A 17,562-nucleotide genomic window follows, 5' to 3' on the forward strand; every position below is an offset into this window, starting at 1 on the left:
TTCCCGAGTTCCTTGGGGTGCCCCCTCTTTTTTAGTGGGACGGAGAGAGTTACACAGCTTGGGTCTTTTGTTGTCCCGTTCTGTAGAGGTAAATGCCTGCCACGATAAGACAAACGATGCCAATTGCATAGTAAGCCCAACCCACATCAAAGTATCCGAGGACTAAAAATCCAAAGAGTAGTCTCGTTATCTCCAGAGCTCCTGCCCAAGTTTTGTTTTCAATGAGCGCATTGATGGACACAAGAGACAGCGTGACCCAAATCGTGACGAGGATTTGGGAAACTAAACTGAATTTGGGAACAAACAATAAAAAGGCAAAGGAAAGGAGTAATACGAGAACAAACCAAGTGGTCGTATAGGTCTTCACTTCGCCTGCTGGTTTCGGATCATACTTTTGGAAGGTTTTGGGACTCACCTCTGGGATGGGTAAAAATCCAGCCGGTTTGTTTCCTTGCCTTGGGATCCAACCGGGAGGTTTCAAAAAGACCAAAATTTTATCTAAAAAATACTCCGCTTGGAAGGCTTGTTTGATGAGTTCCCAATAATAATGGAAATTGGCATAAACGGGGTTAAAACTCTTCAGTGGTTTTACCGTTCCATACACACAGGGTTCCGTTTCTTCTCGGAAGGTCCCAAACATGCGATCAAAGATGATAAAGATCCCACCATGATTTTTGTCGATATAGATCGGATTGATTGCATGGTGCACTCTGTGGTGAGAAGGAGTGGAAAGAATGTATTCCCCAATCTTTCCAATTTTTCCGACGGCTTTGGTATGAACCCAAAATTGATAAATCAAATTGATTTGTCCACTTGCCAAATACATCCATGGGTGAAACCCAATGAGAGCGAGGGGAACATAAAAAATCCAAGATACAAGTCCACCGAGTCCCGTTTGTCTTAGGGCAACCACAAGATTGTATTCTTCACTGTGGTGGTGGATGACATGTCCCGCCCAAAGGAAATTCACTTCATGGGCTAACCTGTGAGACCAGTAATAACAAAAGTCTTGGCCAACGATGCAGAGCACCCAAGCCCAAGGGTTGGTCATGGCGAATTCAAAAAAACGAAAGTGTTCGTAGATGTAAAAATAAGCATAAAGACCAACTCCCTTTTGGAAAAGTCCCCAGATCTGGGAGATAATCCCCGTGCTTAAGTCAGCAATGGAATCATTGAGCCGGTACAAGTCTTTGTTTTTACGGTAACCGATATATACCTCAATCCCAATCAAAAGGAAAAAAACGGGGATGGCAAAGGTAACAATTTGAGGAGCTTGGAAATTCTCGAACATAGCGGAATAGATTTGACATCATTTTGACAAAATGTCAAGCAAATGTTGACCAAGATTCAGAAATTGTTCATGGTTCAATTCTTCCGGGCGTTTGGTCGGAGGGATGCCGGATTGCACCAGTGCCTGGCCCAAGGCTTCTCGAAATTTAGGATCCTCGGAAAACGGGGACTCTCGTAAACTCACTTGGATTTGTTTTCGTTTTCCCCAAAAAAGGGTGCGTAACATCCGAGACCAAAGAGCCACTTCCTCTTCCGTTTTCGGTGACCAATCTTCTTTCCCAACTTTTGATTTCGGAGTGAGTAAAATCAAAGCGGAATGGATTTTGGGGATAGGAAAAAAACAGTTTTTGTGAACCGTTTTTAGGTATTTCACATCACAAAATGCGGACAAAAAGATGGAAAGGGAAGATGTTTCTTTCACAAGTCGTTCCGCAAATTCCTTTTGCACCATAAAGATCCCACCTTGGAACTTACGGCAATGGATGATGAGTGTATTGATGATTTCCGTTGTTAGGTGGTAGGGCAAATTGCCAAATACAAACACTCGTTTCGGGAAGATATGGAATAAATTTTCTAAGGCGTCTCCCGCATACAAATTTGCTTTTGGGAATTTAGGTAAAATTTCTTCCTGTGCCAATTGAATATAGGCAAAATCAATTTCAAAGAGATCGGTTTGTTTTTGCAAACTCAGGATGGGGTAGGTAAGGGTTCCCAGGCCAATCCCAATTTCGGCCAAGGATATATCCTCTTCCACAAACAAAGGTTTTGCGACATTGACAATGTACTCCACAATGTTCCCATCAATGAGGAAATTTTGACCAAATTTCTTTTGGGCACGGATACCTTTTTGTTCAAAGAAGGTTTGGATTTGTGAGATCGTGGAGTAGGGGGATTTCAAATTGATCCTCAACGATGAGGATTTTCCATGCGTTAGAAATCCCAAGTAGTTTTTGGTAGGCGATCCATTCTTTCGCTTCCTTTTTTTTCCAAAGGGGAAAATCCAAAATGAGAAATCCTTTCCAAGTTTCTCTGATTTTCTTTTGTTCTGTTTCCTTAAGCGATCGTAATAAAGAAGGAATTCCCTTTGGATTGCCGTCAAACCGAAACAAGCTAAACTCTTTTTTGATTTCTTGCCCCAAACGCTCGGAAGTTTGGATTTGGATTCCATCCATAAACATGGATTTCTGAAAGGGTGAGTTGTTTTGATCAAACCAGACAATGTTTGGGAGATTTTGTTTTTTTTTCAGTCGGAGAACGGTTTGCAAACACGATTCGGATTCAAAGAGGATGGTTTGGATTTCCTTATTTGTGTTTGGTAACTCGAAACGTTTGTAAGGAGAACAGGTTCCGTAAAGAAACAATCGATCTTCTATGGCGATGGTAAAATACCCTTTCCCTTTTTGGAAAATCACAGGGAGTGATTCTTTTTTGGGAAAAAAGTAGCCCAAGGGAAAAAACGAAACGAGAAGACTCGGCAAAATCCAGCGAAAGAATTTGATTTTGTGAAAGTCCCATCGATAGATAAACCAAAGGATCAAAATGAGAAACAAAGAAAACCAAACAAGGAGATAGGACTCCTTCTCCCAAATTCGATACCCCCTCCCTGATTCTGATAAGAACTGGAAGATTCGCAAAAAAAGAGATAGGAGATATGCTACTGGTGTCCAAATCCAATCGGAAAGAACAACTTCCAAACGAACCGGAAGGATGGTTTGTAAAAACAAAGTGATATAAATACAAGGGAGTAAAATTCCTGCCAAGGGAACCAAAAGATAGTTAATCCAAATTCCACCATAGGAGAAAGAATGAAAGTAGGTAACAAGAATGGGAAAACTACAAAGAGAACAAACCAAGGTGAGAGTCAAATTTTCTTTAAGTAAGGATTTTGAATGCGGAAAAATCATTTGGTCCAAACTTGGTTTGAGATAAAAAATTCCAAACACGGCACCAAACGAGAGTAAAAAGCCTATACTCAAAAAATCAGAAAACAAAAAGAATGTGATAGCTGCCGAAGAAATGATGAGTAAATCACTAACAGCAATTTTGCGATAGAGAAGTGAGGAAACCAAGGTGAAAAAAGCAAATGAGTATGCTCGCACAAAAGAAACAGGAAAGTTTAATAGATACAAATAATACCAACCGAATCCCAGAGAGAGTAGGATAGAAATCCACCTCTGTTTAGAAAAAATTAGGTTTCCTAAAAATTGAAGGCTACCAATAAAAATCCCTAAGTGTAAACCAGATGCTGCAAAGAGGTGTAAGATTCCCGATTCCTTTGCAATTTCTTTAAAGTCTCTTGGAATCTCACTTGTAGAACCAGTGACAAGCCCAATCACAATTCTTTGTTCCAAGGGGGATAGGTGAGAATGTTTGCAGGTATCCACAAGCAAACTACGAAACCAAGTTCTCGTTTGTCTTTTCTCCGATACATGGTTTGTGTTTGCGAATAATACAAACACCAGGGTAGCAATCATAAATGATTGTAAATTCGTTTCCCACTTTTTGGGAAAGAAAGGTGGAAAAATGAAAAGAATGGAAACACTGAGGATCGAAAAACAAAAGAGATATAAGTAAAATCCAGGAATCTCTCTACCAAAACGAAAGCTGACGCCAGTAATACAAATGCCTAATCCAAACCAACCAAAGGTAGAATTCGGGAGTAGTTTTGTTTTCACTCTCACGAAGTGAGAGGTTTTCGATTGTGTATTTTGGTCTCTTAGAAATTAAAAAGGATAAATTCCCAAAGTCTTTCGCACTTCGGTTAATTTTGATTGGGCTACTTCTTTTGCTTTTTCTTTTCCTTTTGCCAAAACAGAATGCACATAATCTAAGTTTTGTGTTAGTTCTTCTCGTTTGGATCGGAAAGGAGCAAAATGGGTGAGGATGGATTCTAATAAGTCTTTTTTGAGATCTCCATAGCCAAATCCACCTTGTTTGTATTTTTCTTTTTGGGTTTCTCTTTCGGAAGGAGATAAAAATAGAGAGTGGATTTGGTAAATGATCGAAGTATCTGGATCTTTTGGTTCTTCGATCGCTTTTGAATCACTGACAATGGCCATCACTTTCTTTTTGATTTCTTTTTCAGTTCCAAAGAAGTCGATCGTATTGTTGTAAGACTTTGACATCTTGGCTCCATCGATTCCTGGAACTGTTGCAGTGGATTCATCAATATCAGGTTCTGGTAATGTGAGAACAGGTCCAAATTGTGCATTGAACCTTTCTGCAATATCTCGTGCAAATTCCAAATGTTGTTTTTGGTCTTTGCCTACTGGGACTTTTTCAGCTGAAAACAGTAAGATGTCACTTGCCATAAGGATTGGGTAGGTAAATAGTCCTGCTCCTGGAACAAATCCTTTTGCAACTTTGTCTTTAAAAGAATGAGCCAATTGTAATTGGGAAACTGTAATGGATTGCGATAAATACCAAGTGAGTTCTGTTACTTCTGGCACATCACTTTGCACCCAAAATACAGATTTGTTTGGATCAACACCTAGCGCGAGTAAATCGAGAGCACAACCTAAGGTGTAGTCTTTTAATTCTTCTTTGGAACGAAACGTGGTTAAAGCATGTAGGTTTGCGATGAATAAAAAAAGTTCTTCTTTGGATTGGTAATCTAAGATTTTTTTGATCGCTGAAAAATAATTTCCTAAATGTAATTTGCCGGAAGGTTGTAAACCAGTAAGGACTCTCAAGTATTTTCCTCTTGCCCTGTTGTCTCGTTTGTTTCCGAACTATTTGTCTCACCCGTTGGTTCTGGATTTCCACTATCTTTGTGGAATGTGGAATAGGTAAGCCTTTCGTATTCTTTATTGAGTTTGATCAGTTCTTGTTCGATTTTTCTATGAGCAGTGAGTTTCGAAGTTGTTGTAGGATCTTTAAAAATCACTGCATAATTATATAAATACTTAGTGAACTGGATGAAAACATCTTCCACTTTCATCCCATTGATTCTTTCTTTTGCGACAACCGCTTTGTCGTAGTGTGGGATAAATCTTTGAGCTATTTTGACTTCCTCGATCACTTTGTCTTTGGTGGAAGCAATTTTGTCATTTGCTTTCCCTTTGGATTCTGTCACCTTTGCCATCAAATGGTTTTCAACGATGATATTGAGTTTCCCTGCAAAACTTCCAAAAAATTCAGATGCTTCTTGTAGAGCTTGCACAATGGTTCCTGCAATTTGGTCGGATGCTGCATTTCCTGTGCTATAATCCATTCCATACTGTTGAAAACTATATTGGAAACTTGGAAATTTTTTATTAAAATTATCAATGGTTCGAACAAGGGAATTGAGTTCGTCGATTTCGTTTCGGAAAAGTCCAGGTTGGATGAGGAGAAGTTCTTGGTTTTGGTTTTTGTCACCTAACCGCACGTAACCTTCAATCACATTGATGTAAACTGTTTGTAAGTCGCGTAGTAATAAATACACTAACCGGTGTGGTTGAGATTTGTAACTATTTTTGACAGTTTGGCTTTTTGCCGATTCTGGCATATGATGCGCCATGTAATCGTCTACCACTTGGTTTAAAAAATCAAAACTGATTTTCCCTTTGTCATCAATTGAAAAATAGCGAGATCGTAGGTTTTGTAATTCTTCTTTTTTGAAAGTTCTTGTATTGATATCGTCGGAAATTTTAGCAACAGTGATTTCCACTTCCTTTTGGATTTCGCGAGCTGCTTGGAATTTATGTTCTTGTATTGGTGGAACACGTAAATCAGCTACAATTTCTGGCCAAGTGAACATTTTCTTTTTGGCAACGATATAAAAAGCAGTGATTGCGTCGGATAACTTAGGTCTGTTGTTTTCTAAATTAAGAGCATAGTTCACACCTTCCATGATTTTGTTTAGTTTAGGTGTGAGTTTATCATCCATTTTGACGATGTCTGGTAAGTTCGACAAAATGATATCTTTAGCATCATCTCTTTGTAAAAAACGTACATAAAACATCTGCATCTTAAGCGAACGTTCTAAAAAGATATCCGCAGAAATTTTATCCAAGATGAGAGCATCAAGTGATGCAAAGGCATTAAAAAACTTATTAAAATTATTGATAATATTGTAAACGAGCGGAGTCCAAATTCTCCAACCTTGTTGTTCGGAAACACGAAGAGCTTGGATGGTGGGGATGAGAACGTCTTCTTTTAATCCACGAAAGATTTTTTCCACATTATTGGAAATCGCGGGATTACGTCCAAATAATCCAATATCGATAGTTCCAGATTCTTTGGCGAATTTTCCAATCGAACTATTGGCATTGTTTCCACCACCAAAAAGTCCAGCGAGTAGTCCCCCACCTTGTCTTTGTTCGATGGCCTTTTTTCTGGCCGGGTTTTGTTTTTGTTTGGCACTATCAATTGTGACTAGGTCACTCGATCGTTTTGGTTTGGGATCGGGAGTAACACTGCGTGAGACAACTTCTCTTCGCGGTTGTTCTCTTTCTGGTAGGCCACGATCGCGGCTCTCTTCTTTTTTAGGTTTGTTTTTGTTTTCGTAGTCTTCGTCCACTTTCCGGATGAGATCAATCCGAATGAAGACATCATTCGATTTTAAGATGGCTTCATCGATCAGTTGTTGGTGTTCCGGTGTTCTTGTTTTACGATATAAATCTGCAAAAACACGGTGTGCTTCTGTACGAGAAACTGGTGTCACAATTACTCCTTTTGGTTGAGAGGGTTCTCAACAATCTGTGAGCTTGTGGGAGGTTGAAAGTTAAATAGTCCTGTTCCAAGACCAATATTAGTCGCAATTCCTGAGAATGCGATTTCTGTGATTTCATCATCGGAACGTTTCATTTTCAGTACGCGCGGGAGGTCATTATCAGAGACAACCAAAATGATTTCGTTATAACGTTTTGTGTTGGATGTGAGGCGAAACGTTCTTCCACTGACGGTTACATTTTCATAACCAGAGAGTAGGCCACCAAGTCCCCCAGAAACACCCTTTAGATCTTGTTTTCCTGCAATGGAGGAATCGGGATTATAAAACCATAAAATGCGACCATTCGAAGAGATGATCCTTCCGTCACTGAAACGCACATGGAGTTGGTTTGGGCTTTTGTAAGAGACCACGCCAGTGAGGCCACCATTTAGAGTGACAGAGGCGCGAAAACTTTCAAGGGAGTTCATTTTGCCGATGACGGCATTGAGACGATCTCTTCCATCCTCTGCCCAAAGGGAACCCATTTGGACAGAGAAAAGGAGAACGATCTGGATTTTGAGAAGGTATTTTCTCAAAGTTAGATGGTTCGTATTGGGAATTAACCCAATACTTTTTTGAATTCAGAAGTCAGTGCAGGCACTACTTCAAACAAATCAGCAACAACACCATACGTTGCAACTTTGAAGATCGGAGCATCTCCGTCTTTGTTGATCGCAACGATGTATTTAGAAGATCCCATACCCGCTAAGTGTTGGATGGCTCCGGAAATTCCGCAAGCGATGTAACAGTTAGGGGAGACAGTTTTTCCTGTTTGTCCTACTTGGTGTGAGTGAGAAATCCAACCCGCATCCACAGTCGCACGGGAAGCACCAAGTGCTGCACCGAGTGTGTCTGCTAAGTCTTGGATGATTGGCCAGTTTTCTGGTCCTTTGATTCCGCGTCCGCCAGATACGATGATAGAAGCATCCGCTAACTGCACTTTGTTTCCACCAGAAAGGTCTTTGGAAAGTGATTTTGTTCTCACTTCGCCAGCAGCTGCACCAGATTTTTCAACCGCACCTGCTCCTTCTTTTGGAGTTACTTCTTGTGAGTTGGCACGCACAGTGAACATTTGAATGTCAGAAGACACTTTGAAGTTCGCATACGCTTTACCAGAGTAAATTGGTTTTTTTGCTACTACTTTACCACCATCAACAGAAAGACCCACTGCATCTGCTACGATTCCCGCATTTGCTTTGATCGCGACTCTTGCAGAGTATTCTTTTCCTTGAGCAGAGTGTGGCATAAGAACCACTGCTGGTTTTTTCTCTTGGATCACGGCAAAAATTCCGTTTGCATAACCTTCTGGTGAAAATTCACCAAGGTTTGCACCAATCACAGCATCAGCACCAACTGCTTTCAAATCACCAGCAAACGCGTCAACGTTGTCAGTGATGATGAGAGTATGAACCTTACCACCGATTGCATCCGCAATTTTGCGACCTGCAGAGGTAAGTTCTTTTGAGATTTTTTTAAGTTCGCCGTTTTTTAATTCACCAACTACTAAAACATCAGCCATGTTCGTCTCCTTAGATGACCTTCGCTTCTTCGCGAAGAGCTTTTACAAGTTGAGATGCAAAACCTTGTGCATCTGCTGCTTCCAGTTTTCGACCAGCGATACGTGGAGGAGGTGGTTCAAGAGAAACAACTTCGAGTTTGGATCCAGTAGCACCGAGTTCCTCTGGTTTTTTCACATCGACTGGTTTTTTCTTCGCAGACATGATTCCTTTTAAACTTGGGTATCTTGGTTCGTTCAAACCTTTTTGCGCAGTCACGGCAAGAGGAGCAGAAGTTTCAACCACTTCAGTTCCACCTTCGATCTCGCGAGTTGCTGTTACTTTTTTGCCATCAAACTCAAGTTTGAGTGCCATTGCAACGTGAGGAACATTGAGTCTCTCTGCAATTTGAACAACTACTTGTGAGCTGTCAGTATCGATGGATTGACGACCACCGATCACTACATCTGCATTTTCAGCTTTGATGAAATTCGCAAGAAGTTCGGAAGTGTATGTAGAGTCAAAAGTTACATAGTCATCCACTTTTACATGAACGGCTCTGTCCACACCCATAGCGTAGGCAGTGCGAAGTGCTTCTACGACACGGTCCGGGCCGAGGGACACTGCGATGACTTCTCCACCGCTTTTTTCACGAATTCTGATTCCCTCTTCGATTGCAAATTCATCATAAGGAGAGATGATCCATTTTACGCCAGCTTCGTTGATCGACTTGTCACCGACCTTGATATTGGTTTCCGTATCCGGAACCTGCTTTACTAGAACAACAATTTTCATTCCTTAACCCCGTTTTCGTGGATTACCTTAGACCAGAAAACGAGAGGGAAGTCATAAGGGAAGTAATTTATTCTCGAAAGAAGCTGTATTTGCTCCAATTGTAAGCCCAAATGATCCAAACGATGACCACAAGCACGTTGGCGTCACTTCGCAGATAGAACTGGAATCCGATTGTGAGTGGTAAGGTTAGGAAAAGTACAAAGGCAAGGAGAAGGATGAGGTGGGGTTTGGATTTCCACTGGGTGCTTGCCGTTTGGATTTCCTGAAGGATGTTCCCTTTTGGACCTGTCACTTCGGATCGGAAACGAAACCAGTAAAGAAGGCTAAACAAAAGGAAAAGAGAGAAATGCAAAAAAAGAAAGAACATAAACCCAAGCTTATTTTTTAGCGAAGTCCAGAGAAGAAAAAAATGATCTGTGGGAGAAACATCGGTAGATACGAAAGTTCTGCCAAGGATTTGAGGGTGGTTGCATTTTGTTTCAGAAAGGATGTGGTGAGTAACCAAAGGTAGGAAAGGCAGAGTCCCAAACAAAATACCAAGGGGATGGTTTGGAAAAAAAACGAAAGCGAAAGACACAAAAGTCCAAAACCAAGGAAACCTCGTGAAAAAAACTGCATCTGTTCCAACGAAAGAAAGCGACTCAAGACAAAGGTCTCTTGGCTTTTGTCTATATCCCGGTCAAGATTGTAAGTGAATAAAACATTGGCAAAGACGTGTTGGAAAAATAAAAAAGCCACCCACCAAGTATGAGTTCCCATAGGAAAAGGAAGCAGGATTCCCCAGGTATAAAATACTGAAACCAAAATTTCTTTGGGAAAGGGAGAGAGTCGTTTCACAACAAGAAGTAGGATAACCCCAAAAGAGATTAAAAAGATTTGGTTTGCGAATAAAAACTTCCATTCCCAAACGAGAACGAAACTACAAGAAAGTACGACAGAAAATACAATCATCCATTTGATTTTGGTTTGGTGTTCCCCAAAAAAAAGGGAACGAAGTGTGGGAGTTCCGATTTCTTTTTTCGCATCCCAGAGATGATCCAAAAGATAGAGCCCCCAAACGGAAACGAGATAAAAGAGAATTTGGGAAACTCGAAGTGGTGTTTGGTAGTAGTGACTTAAAAAACTGAGGTTGGCCCCTACAGAGACAACGACATCAAACGATCCATACGAAACAAATTGGAAGAACCAAGTTGTCCACTTGGGTTCTTTTGTTTGGAACATAGTTCACTCTTACCACAAAGGAATCCTTTGGCAAAAAGAAAATTCCCTTGCCACAAAAACTTTCACAGTCTCAAATGTATGGCAATGTTCAGGTCACTTCGAAACGCCATTTATTCTGTATATTGTATCCGTGACCAATTCCCCAAATACATGTCGGAGCTTCTTTCGGAAGAAGAGGCCCTGGGAGCTCTTTTTGCAGTTCGGTTTCGGTATGTGATTGGGTTTGCCCTCATTGCGAGCGCCATTGCCAATATTAGCAATATTGAAACCATTTGGGGGTATTTGGTTAATTTTATTGGCATTACTGTTTATTTCATCAATACATTTATCCATTTGCATATTCTGAAACAAAAGAATAACAAATGGAAATCTAGATATGACTACATCAGTCTACTCATTGACAATCTTTTGATTACCATAACCATCCTCAATTGGTATTGGATCAAAGGGAATGGAAATCCCAATTTTTTGGTGAAAACACCTCTCCTTATTTATTATCTACTTCCACTCTCCTTGTGTTTGTTCCAATATCGATTTTCCCTTGTTGTCTTTTCCTTTGTTTGTTTTCTACTCAGTTATTATTCTTTCATTGCGGCCGCTTTACATGACCCAGATGCCGTTGTGAGTTTGGATTGGACAAGTTATGTGTTAGGTGATGAAATTATTTTACTAGATGCTCTTGTTTCCAAACCAGTGATATATCTCATCCTTGTTTTTGCGATCTCGTATGGAATCTTTCGTAGCCTTCGGATGTTACTCAAGTTTGCCGCTTCGGAAACACAAAAAACGACACTTTCCCGTTACTTTTCGCCAGATTTGGTATCGGAAATTGTTTCTGATCCAGAGGTGATTGGACGTGGGAAACGCCAACAAGTAACAGTCCTTTTCAGTGATATCCGTGGGTTTACTCAATTTTCTGAACTGCTTGATCCAGAAGAATTATCCATCTTTCTTACCGAATTTCGAAGGCGAATGGTTCGGGTGATTTTCCAAAACAAAGGGAGTTTGGATAAATTCATTGGGGATGCTGTGATGGTGACTTTCGGAACTCCCTTACCTTCGGAAGTTCCTGGGGAAGATACAAAAAATGCAGTGAATGCCGCCAAGGCAATGTTAGATGAACTTAGGCTATGGAATGAGGAACGAAAGGCCCAAGGCCAGGTAGAAATCAAAATTGGAATTGGAATTCATTCTGGAGAAGTGTTTTGTGGGAGCATTGGATCGGAAGAACGTATGGAATATACGGTAATAGGTGATACTGTGAATACTGCATCACGGATTGAATCAGCATGCAAACAAATTGGTTCCCCACTTCTCATTTCAGAAGTTGTATGGAATGAAATTGGTTGTCCAGAAGCTTGGAAAAAATACGAAGATGTTCTATTGCCTGGAAGGGAACAAAAAATTCATTTGTATGCCTACCAAAACCTGTGATTTAGATATTTAGGTTTAATTTATAAACTGCATCGTGTAAGGCGGGGTGCAGTTCTGGATCGATGATATAAATCACTCTTGTGGTGCCCGCTTGTAAGGCAAGATCCATAATCGCTTTCCTTCGATCGATTTTGATACTTTTCAAATCAAAATCAGCGATTTTGAATTTGATCCCTTTTTGGAAGACCGGGTTGATGCTACAAATCCTTTGGAGTTTGGGTCTTGTTTGGTAACGACCTACATCAAGTACTAAGCAAATATCAAAATGGGCACGTCTTTCCGAATCCACAGAAGCCGTGATCACGAAGTCGCCAAAATTGATGATGTTTTCGTTATTGGTAAGAGAACTTCCTACATAATCCAGTAGGTGGCGTATGTTTTTGTTGCTATAAGAAAAAAACGAATCATTTAAGATCATTTTAAGAGCAGTAGAAGATTTAAATGCTGGCCTCCAAGGTTGGTTGGAAGTGAGAGACGCATATTCACTGGCTAAAGAAAGAATGGCAATGTCTTCTTCAAAACTGGAAGAGGTGACATTGTTTTCTTGTAAGTGTAATTGGAGTTCGATGTCTTGTGTGATCCTTTCTTTTCCGACTTCTCTATTGTATTTATCACGAACTGACATGAGTTTGGTGAAAAGGGATCTTGGATCAGGGAAATTATTATTCACACCATTCCCACGATACGGCCTGTGATGGTTTAGAATCAGAGTCCTAACATGAGATTCTATTTCGGGAGCAGGAAGGGTCATCAAATAACTGATGATCGGGTGTTGTTGGACAACTGCATATTCTTCTTTCGTGAGTTTGGGAGTTTGTTTGACTTCGAGTCTAGAATAACCCACATCCATCAGATAACTTGCCATCATAAGGCTCAAATGGTCTTTTTTATTGGATTCTTCTTTTCCTTCATTCACAATCTTACGGGTGCGAACCTTCATTCCCATAGCAACCACAGTTCGTTTGGTCATAAGTTCCGACTCAACCGAAACACCTGCTACACTTAAGATTTCTAATATATTAAAAATCCCTAATTCAAAGTCTGGGTTACTTGTAAAATCAGTGAGAAGTTCATTCACTGAGTTTTGTACAAAGACAGCTTGGTCAGAGGAAAAGGAAGTTTTTCGTAAATCTTCGATTAACGCCTGTGATTGTTTGGCAAATCGGGAAGTTTTTTCAATATCAAATAATTTGGTAGTTCGGCCTGGTTCTAAGTAAGGTTTATCGGCACCATTTGGTTTTGTTTTTTTTAATTCAGAGATAAGAAAGTAAACCCCTTGCATTTCAAATTTCAAAAGTTTACCGAAGTCTGCTTCTGTTGGGTTTCTTTTTTTATGAATTAAAATTTGTCCGTCTTTATTGTATAAATCGAGTGGGATGTTTTGGTTTTTACGAAAACTATTGAGTGATTCTTCGGTTAACTCAAATTTTGCGAGCTTTTCTCTAGGTACTATATTTGTATCATTTATGCTCATTGGAAACTAAACTCATTCGACGTAATAAACTTTATGAATGTTTAGGCGATGATGGTATCTATTCCTTAATTTGTAAATTCATTCCCAAGTTTTGAGTTTCATTTTAGTTTTTAGGGAATTTCCGTAAGTAGTAATCCCAATCTAAAGTAGTGGATGTTTCGTTTCCAATTAGTTTTGAAACGAATCGTATATAGATGTGTCATCTTCGAAACATCTGCTAATTAATGTTAGATTATCTACTAAAGGTTCGGTGACTGTTTTGGTTGGGACGGAAAAAGAACGTTCGTTTTTGAGACAAATTGGAACATTTGAGTGCATTTCCCTCTGATTTTTTCGTTTACAGTTTCAGGAAAAGTACGAAAAAATCTTCTCTATGAGTATTGTTACGACCAAAAAATCTTCTTATGATTTATTCAATCCAACAGATGACCACTTAAGCCTAAGGCAGTCTGTTGCTTCTTTTGCAGAACGTGAACTTGATGAACAAGCAAAGGAAAATGATGAAACTGAATCGTTTAATGAAATGTTGTTCAAACGTTTGGGATCGGAATTGGGAATTTTTGGGATTACAGTTCCAGAGGAAGAGGGGGGCCACGGACTCGATCCACTTGCTTCCGTAATCATTCATGAAGAGATGAGTCGTTTTGATCCAGGGTTTACGTTATCGTATTTGGCTCATGAAGTTCTATTTGTGAATAATTTCTTTTATAGTTCGAATCCGTCGCAGCGCAGTCGATACTTGAGCAAAGTCATCACTGGTGAATGGATTGGTGGGATGGGTATGACGGAACCTGGTGCGGGAACAGATGTTTTGGGGATGGCAACTCATGCTGTGAAAAAGGGAGATCGTTATATCATTAACGGGGTCAAACAATACATCACCAATGGTTCCGTAGGCCAAGTGTTCGTCTTATATACCAAGTTAGAGAAAAACGCTAAAAAAATGACCTCCTTTATTATCGAGTCGTCTTACAAAGGTTTTTCGGTCGGAAAAAAAGAAGAAAAGATGGGAATGCGTTCTTCTCCAACCACACAACTTGTTTTTGAAGATATGGAAGTTCCAGAGGAAAATCTTTTGGGAGTTGAAAACGGTGCCATCACCCATATGATGCGAAACTTAGAAATTGAACGAGTGACGCTCGCTGCACAGTCTCTTGGGATTGCTCGTCGTTGTGTGGACATTATGTGTGATTATACCGTTCGCCATAGGGAAGCTTTTGGGAAAAAACTGATGGAATTTGGTCAAATCCAAAGATTGGTTGCAGAGTCGTATGCAGACTACCAAGCCGCAAGAGCCCTCGTTTACCAAGTGGCAAGTGAGCTTGGACCCGATGTTCGTAACTCCCTTGGTGCGGCTTCAGCAAAACTTGTAGCCACACAAATGGCAGAACGAGTTTCTAGAAACGCTATACAAGTATTAGGCGGTTATGGGTATTGTCGTGAATACCCAGTAGAAAGACTCCACAGGGATGCGATTCTACTGAGCATTGGTGGAGGAACAAACGAAGCCATGCAAAAAAACATTGCCAGTGACTTAAAAAAACTATGGTCGGAGTGAGGAATTCCGAGCGATAGGTAAAACTTTTTCCCATTCAATTTTCAGAATCAGTCTACTGGTTACATGGAAAGAGAATGGGATGTCATTGTCCTCGGTTCAGGGCTTGGGGGTTTAACTGCTGCGCTTTCGTTTGCAAACAAAGGCAAACGAGTTTTAGTCCTCGAAAAAAGTATCTCTCCTGGTGGTTGTGCTTCTAGTTTTTTAAAAAAGGGATACCTGTTTGAATCAGGAGCAACTACCCTTGTGGGTTTTGAACCTGGCCTTCCTATGGACCGTCTTGTCAAAGAACTAGGTGTCCAATTTCCACTCCTTCCCATCGAACGCTCCATGGTGGTACACTTAGGGAATCACAGAATCGAAAGATATAAGGATAGGCAACTTTGGATGAAAGAAGTTATACGAGTGTTTGGTGGTGGTTTCCGTATGAAATTCTTTTGGAAACTTTGTTTTTTTCTATCCGATAAGGTTTGGGATTTGTCAGGCCGATACAAATTTTTTCCCTTTCGGTATGTTCGCGATGTTTGGAAAACCTTACTCGTCTTTCGTCCTTTGGATTTAGTCGTGTTTTTTCTTTCTTTTTTTTCCGTACGATTTGTACAAAAGATTTGTGGTCTGCATGGGAATCCGGAATGGATACGGTTTATAGACGAACAACTTCTCATCACAAACCAAACCACATCGGAAAATGCTCCATTTTCGATGGCGGCAGCTGGCCTAACATACCCCAATTTACAAAACTATGTGGTTTCAGGTGGAATGGTGGAACTTTCCCATGTTCTGATCTCTCGTTTGCAAGAGTTAGGTGGAGAGTTTCTTTCGAAACAAGAGGTTGTGAATATAACAAAACTGAAAAATCAGTCCTCGCATTGGGAAGTGATGACAAAACATAAGGAAGATTCAGTCTTCCACGCTCAGGTTCTTGTTTCGAATCTTCCAATTTGGAACTTAGTGAATCTTACCGACTCCTTACCCCGACTCCAAAAAAAATCAAATGCAATGGAAAAAGGTATTTGGGGTGCGTTTACCATGGGGATTGCCCTTCGAATGGATTCAGACCTTCGATTGCAAGACAGAGAATGCCTCCACCACCAAATCCATTTGGAAGAGGCACTGCCATACGGAGGTGGAAATTCTGTGTTTGTTTCGATGTCTCACCCAGAAGACCCCATACGATCGAAAGAGGGAATTCGAATTCTTTCTCTCTCCACCCATATCGCTAGTCCCGAAACTTGGAAACGGGATGAGAGTTATCCACGAAAGAAAAAAGAAATCGAATCCATCCTCATACGCACCCTAGAAAAAACATTTCCTTGGTTTTCAAAGGAAATGATTGTTTTTAGTCACTCTGCAACGCCTGTTACATGGCAAACCTGGACGGGAAGGAAATGGGGGCGAGTGGGGGGAATTCCATCCTCGTATTTTTTGAATCCCTTTCGGATGGTTTCCAATCGTTCGGAAGATCCCAATCTTTTGTTAACGGGAGATACGGTGTATCCTGGGCAAGGAATTCCTGCAGTGGTTCTCGGTGGCTTACATACGGTGGAACGATATATGGAAGGAAAGTTCGGTTGATTTCCGAACCGAATCTAGGAGCCTGGGCGAAACGATGGTTCGCCTTCCTAAGATTCACATCCAAGTTCCAGGGACATCCGCCAATTTAGGACCTGGATTTGACCTAATGGGCCTAGCCCTTGATCTTCACAATGAATTTGAATTCCAATTCTCCAAAGAAATTACAGAAACAAAAAATGAATTAAAAAATGGAAACCCTCTCCCGTTTTCCAAAAAGGAAGATTTGGTAGAACAGTCTTATCGTTCTTATTTTTCAAAATTTGCACCAGGTCTGGATATCCCAGCTTATCATTGTAAAATGACGTTGGCTCTTCCTTTAAAGGGAGGACTTGGTTCTAGCGCCTCTGCCATTGTTGCTGGACTCAGTTTAGCAAAAGAAGTGCACAAACGCTTGGATAAAGAAAGTCTTCCTACGGAGCAGGCATTTATACAATATCTAGCAGAGTTTGAAGGCCATCCTGATAATACCTTACCTGCTTACCTAGGTGGTTTTGTTTTCGCATACTCCACGTTTGGTGAACCTATCCGTTATTTTCGTAAAAAATTCCCATCTTCTGTTGCCATTTTTGTTCTCACTCCTGAATTTGCAGTTTCCACCGAAGAATCGAGAAAAACACTTCCTAAGTCCTATGTAACGTCGGATGTGATTTTTAACTTGTCTCGAATTGGGGCTTGGATGCATTTTTTGGACAAACGGAAGTTTGGTGACCTATTGGTAGGTTTGGAAGATAAGATGCACACACCGTATCGAATTCCCAGTTCTTCTCCACTGTATCCTTTGGCAGATACCTTAAAACAAGAAGGGATTGGATATTGTTTGTCTGGTTCAGGGCCGAGTTTATTACTCTTTTTGGAACGGAAAGTGGTTAAAACCAAACAAACCGAATTGGAAAGAAAAGTAGAAAAAGTGATGATGGAAGCGGGGATTCGTTACCAGTTTCGTCGGGTCAAACCAGATGGAATGGGTGTGAGAATTCAGGTCAAATAACAAAGGGAATGTGATTTCCAAACCTTGGAACTTTCGGAG

At 40.5% G+C, this 17,562-nt stretch carries 15 protein-coding genes; 4 read left to right on the plus strand and 11 right to left on the minus strand.

Annotated elements, in window-relative coordinates; translation table 11 throughout:
- Positions 1 to 49: 49 nt before the first annotated feature.
- From EHQ59_RS07855 to EHQ59_RS07900, 10 genes are all read right to left on the minus strand, one after another.
- Positions 50 to 1,291, minus strand: coding sequence for a sterol desaturase family protein (locus EHQ59_RS07855; protein ID WP_135619025.1), 1,242 nt, complete (start codon positions 1,289 to 1,291; stop codon positions 50 to 52).
- A gap of 18 nt (positions 1,292 to 1,309) precedes the next feature.
- Positions 1,310 to 2,188, minus strand: a complete 879-nt coding sequence (rsmA, locus tag EHQ59_RS07860) for a 16S rRNA (adenine(1518)-N(6)/adenine(1519)-N(6))-dimethyltransferase RsmA (RefSeq protein ID WP_135619027.1) — start codon at positions 2,186 to 2,188, stop codon at positions 1,310 to 1,312.
- On the minus strand, positions 2,142 to 3,965 hold the full coding sequence (locus tag EHQ59_RS07865; protein WP_244245442.1) for a ComEC/Rec2 family competence protein: 1,824 nt from the start codon (positions 3,963 to 3,965) through the stop codon (positions 2,142 to 2,144). The genes rsmA and EHQ59_RS07865 overlap by 47 nt, the downstream gene beginning before the upstream one ends.
- 48 nt (positions 3,966 to 4,013) lie before the next feature.
- Entirely contained in the window at positions 4,014 to 4,982 is a 969-nt protein-coding gene (gene trpS / locus EHQ59_RS07870; RefSeq protein WP_135619031.1) for a tryptophan--tRNA ligase, read from the minus strand.
- On the minus strand, positions 4,979 to 6,937 hold the full coding sequence (locus EHQ59_RS07875; protein WP_135619033.1) for a hypothetical protein: 1,959 nt from the start codon (positions 6,935 to 6,937) through the stop codon (positions 4,979 to 4,981). Before EHQ59_RS07875 ends, trpS begins: the two co-directional genes overlap by 4 nt.
- 2 nt (positions 6,938 to 6,939) lie before the next feature.
- Positions 6,940 to 7,470: a LolA family protein gene (locus tag EHQ59_RS07880; protein WP_425270134.1), complete on the minus strand. Its 531-nt coding sequence runs from the start codon at positions 7,468 to 7,470 to the stop codon at positions 6,940 to 6,942.
- A 74-nt stretch (positions 7,471 to 7,544) separates the two neighbouring features.
- On the minus strand, positions 7,545 to 8,504 hold the full coding sequence (locus EHQ59_RS07885; protein WP_135619037.1) for an electron transfer flavoprotein subunit alpha/FixB family protein: 960 nt from the start codon (positions 8,502 to 8,504) through the stop codon (positions 7,545 to 7,547).
- A gap of 10 nt (positions 8,505 to 8,514) precedes the next feature.
- Positions 8,515 to 9,276 (minus strand): electron transfer flavoprotein subunit beta/FixA family protein, encoded by a 762-nt coding sequence (locus tag EHQ59_RS07890; protein ID WP_100727621.1) that lies wholly within the window; start codon positions 9,274 to 9,276, stop codon positions 8,515 to 8,517.
- 67 nt (positions 9,277 to 9,343) lie between these two features.
- A complete protein-coding gene (locus EHQ59_RS07895; protein WP_135619039.1) occupies positions 9,344 to 9,643 on the minus strand; it encodes an LIC10362 family protein in 300 nt (99 codons plus the stop codon).
- A 17-nt stretch (positions 9,644 to 9,660) separates the two neighbouring features.
- Positions 9,661 to 10,497, minus strand: coding sequence for a prenyltransferase (locus tag EHQ59_RS07900; RefSeq protein WP_135619041.1), 837 nt, complete (start codon positions 10,495 to 10,497; stop codon positions 9,661 to 9,663).
- A gap of 84 nt (positions 10,498 to 10,581) precedes the next feature.
- On the opposite strand from EHQ59_RS07900, the gene EHQ59_RS07905 reads away from it, so the two are divergent.
- Entirely contained in the window at positions 10,582 to 11,931 is a 1,350-nt protein-coding gene (locus tag EHQ59_RS07905; RefSeq protein WP_208652342.1) for an adenylate/guanylate cyclase domain-containing protein, read from the plus strand.
- A 1-nt stretch (position 11,932) separates the two neighbouring features.
- On the opposite strand, the gene EHQ59_RS07910 is transcribed toward EHQ59_RS07905, so the two are convergent.
- Entirely contained in the window at positions 11,933 to 13,405 is a 1,473-nt protein-coding gene (locus EHQ59_RS07910) for an HD domain-containing phosphohydrolase (protein WP_135619043.1), read from the minus strand.
- 373 nt (positions 13,406 to 13,778) lie between these two features.
- Between EHQ59_RS07910 and EHQ59_RS07915 the strand changes: the two genes are divergently transcribed.
- From EHQ59_RS07915 to thrB, 3 genes are all read left to right on the plus strand, one after another.
- On the plus strand, positions 13,779 to 14,963 hold the full coding sequence (locus EHQ59_RS07915) for an acyl-CoA dehydrogenase family protein (RefSeq protein ID WP_135619045.1): 1,185 nt from the start codon (positions 13,779 to 13,781) through the stop codon (positions 14,961 to 14,963).
- 63 nt (positions 14,964 to 15,026) lie between these two features.
- Positions 15,027 to 16,535, plus strand: coding sequence for a phytoene desaturase family protein (locus tag EHQ59_RS07920; protein ID WP_135619048.1), 1,509 nt, complete (start codon positions 15,027 to 15,029; stop codon positions 16,533 to 16,535).
- 34 nt (positions 16,536 to 16,569) lie between these two features.
- Positions 16,570 to 17,523 carry a homoserine kinase gene (gene thrB, locus EHQ59_RS07925; RefSeq protein WP_135619050.1) on the plus strand — a complete coding sequence of 318 codons (954 nt, stop codon included), beginning with the start codon at positions 16,570 to 16,572 and terminating at the stop codon, positions 17,521 to 17,523.
- Positions 17,524 to 17,562: the final 39 nt, after the last annotated feature.

This window comes from Leptospira kemamanensis, assembly GCF_004769665.1.
GTDB lineage: Bacteria > Spirochaetota > Leptospiria > Leptospirales > Leptospiraceae > Leptospira_A > Leptospira_A kemamanensis.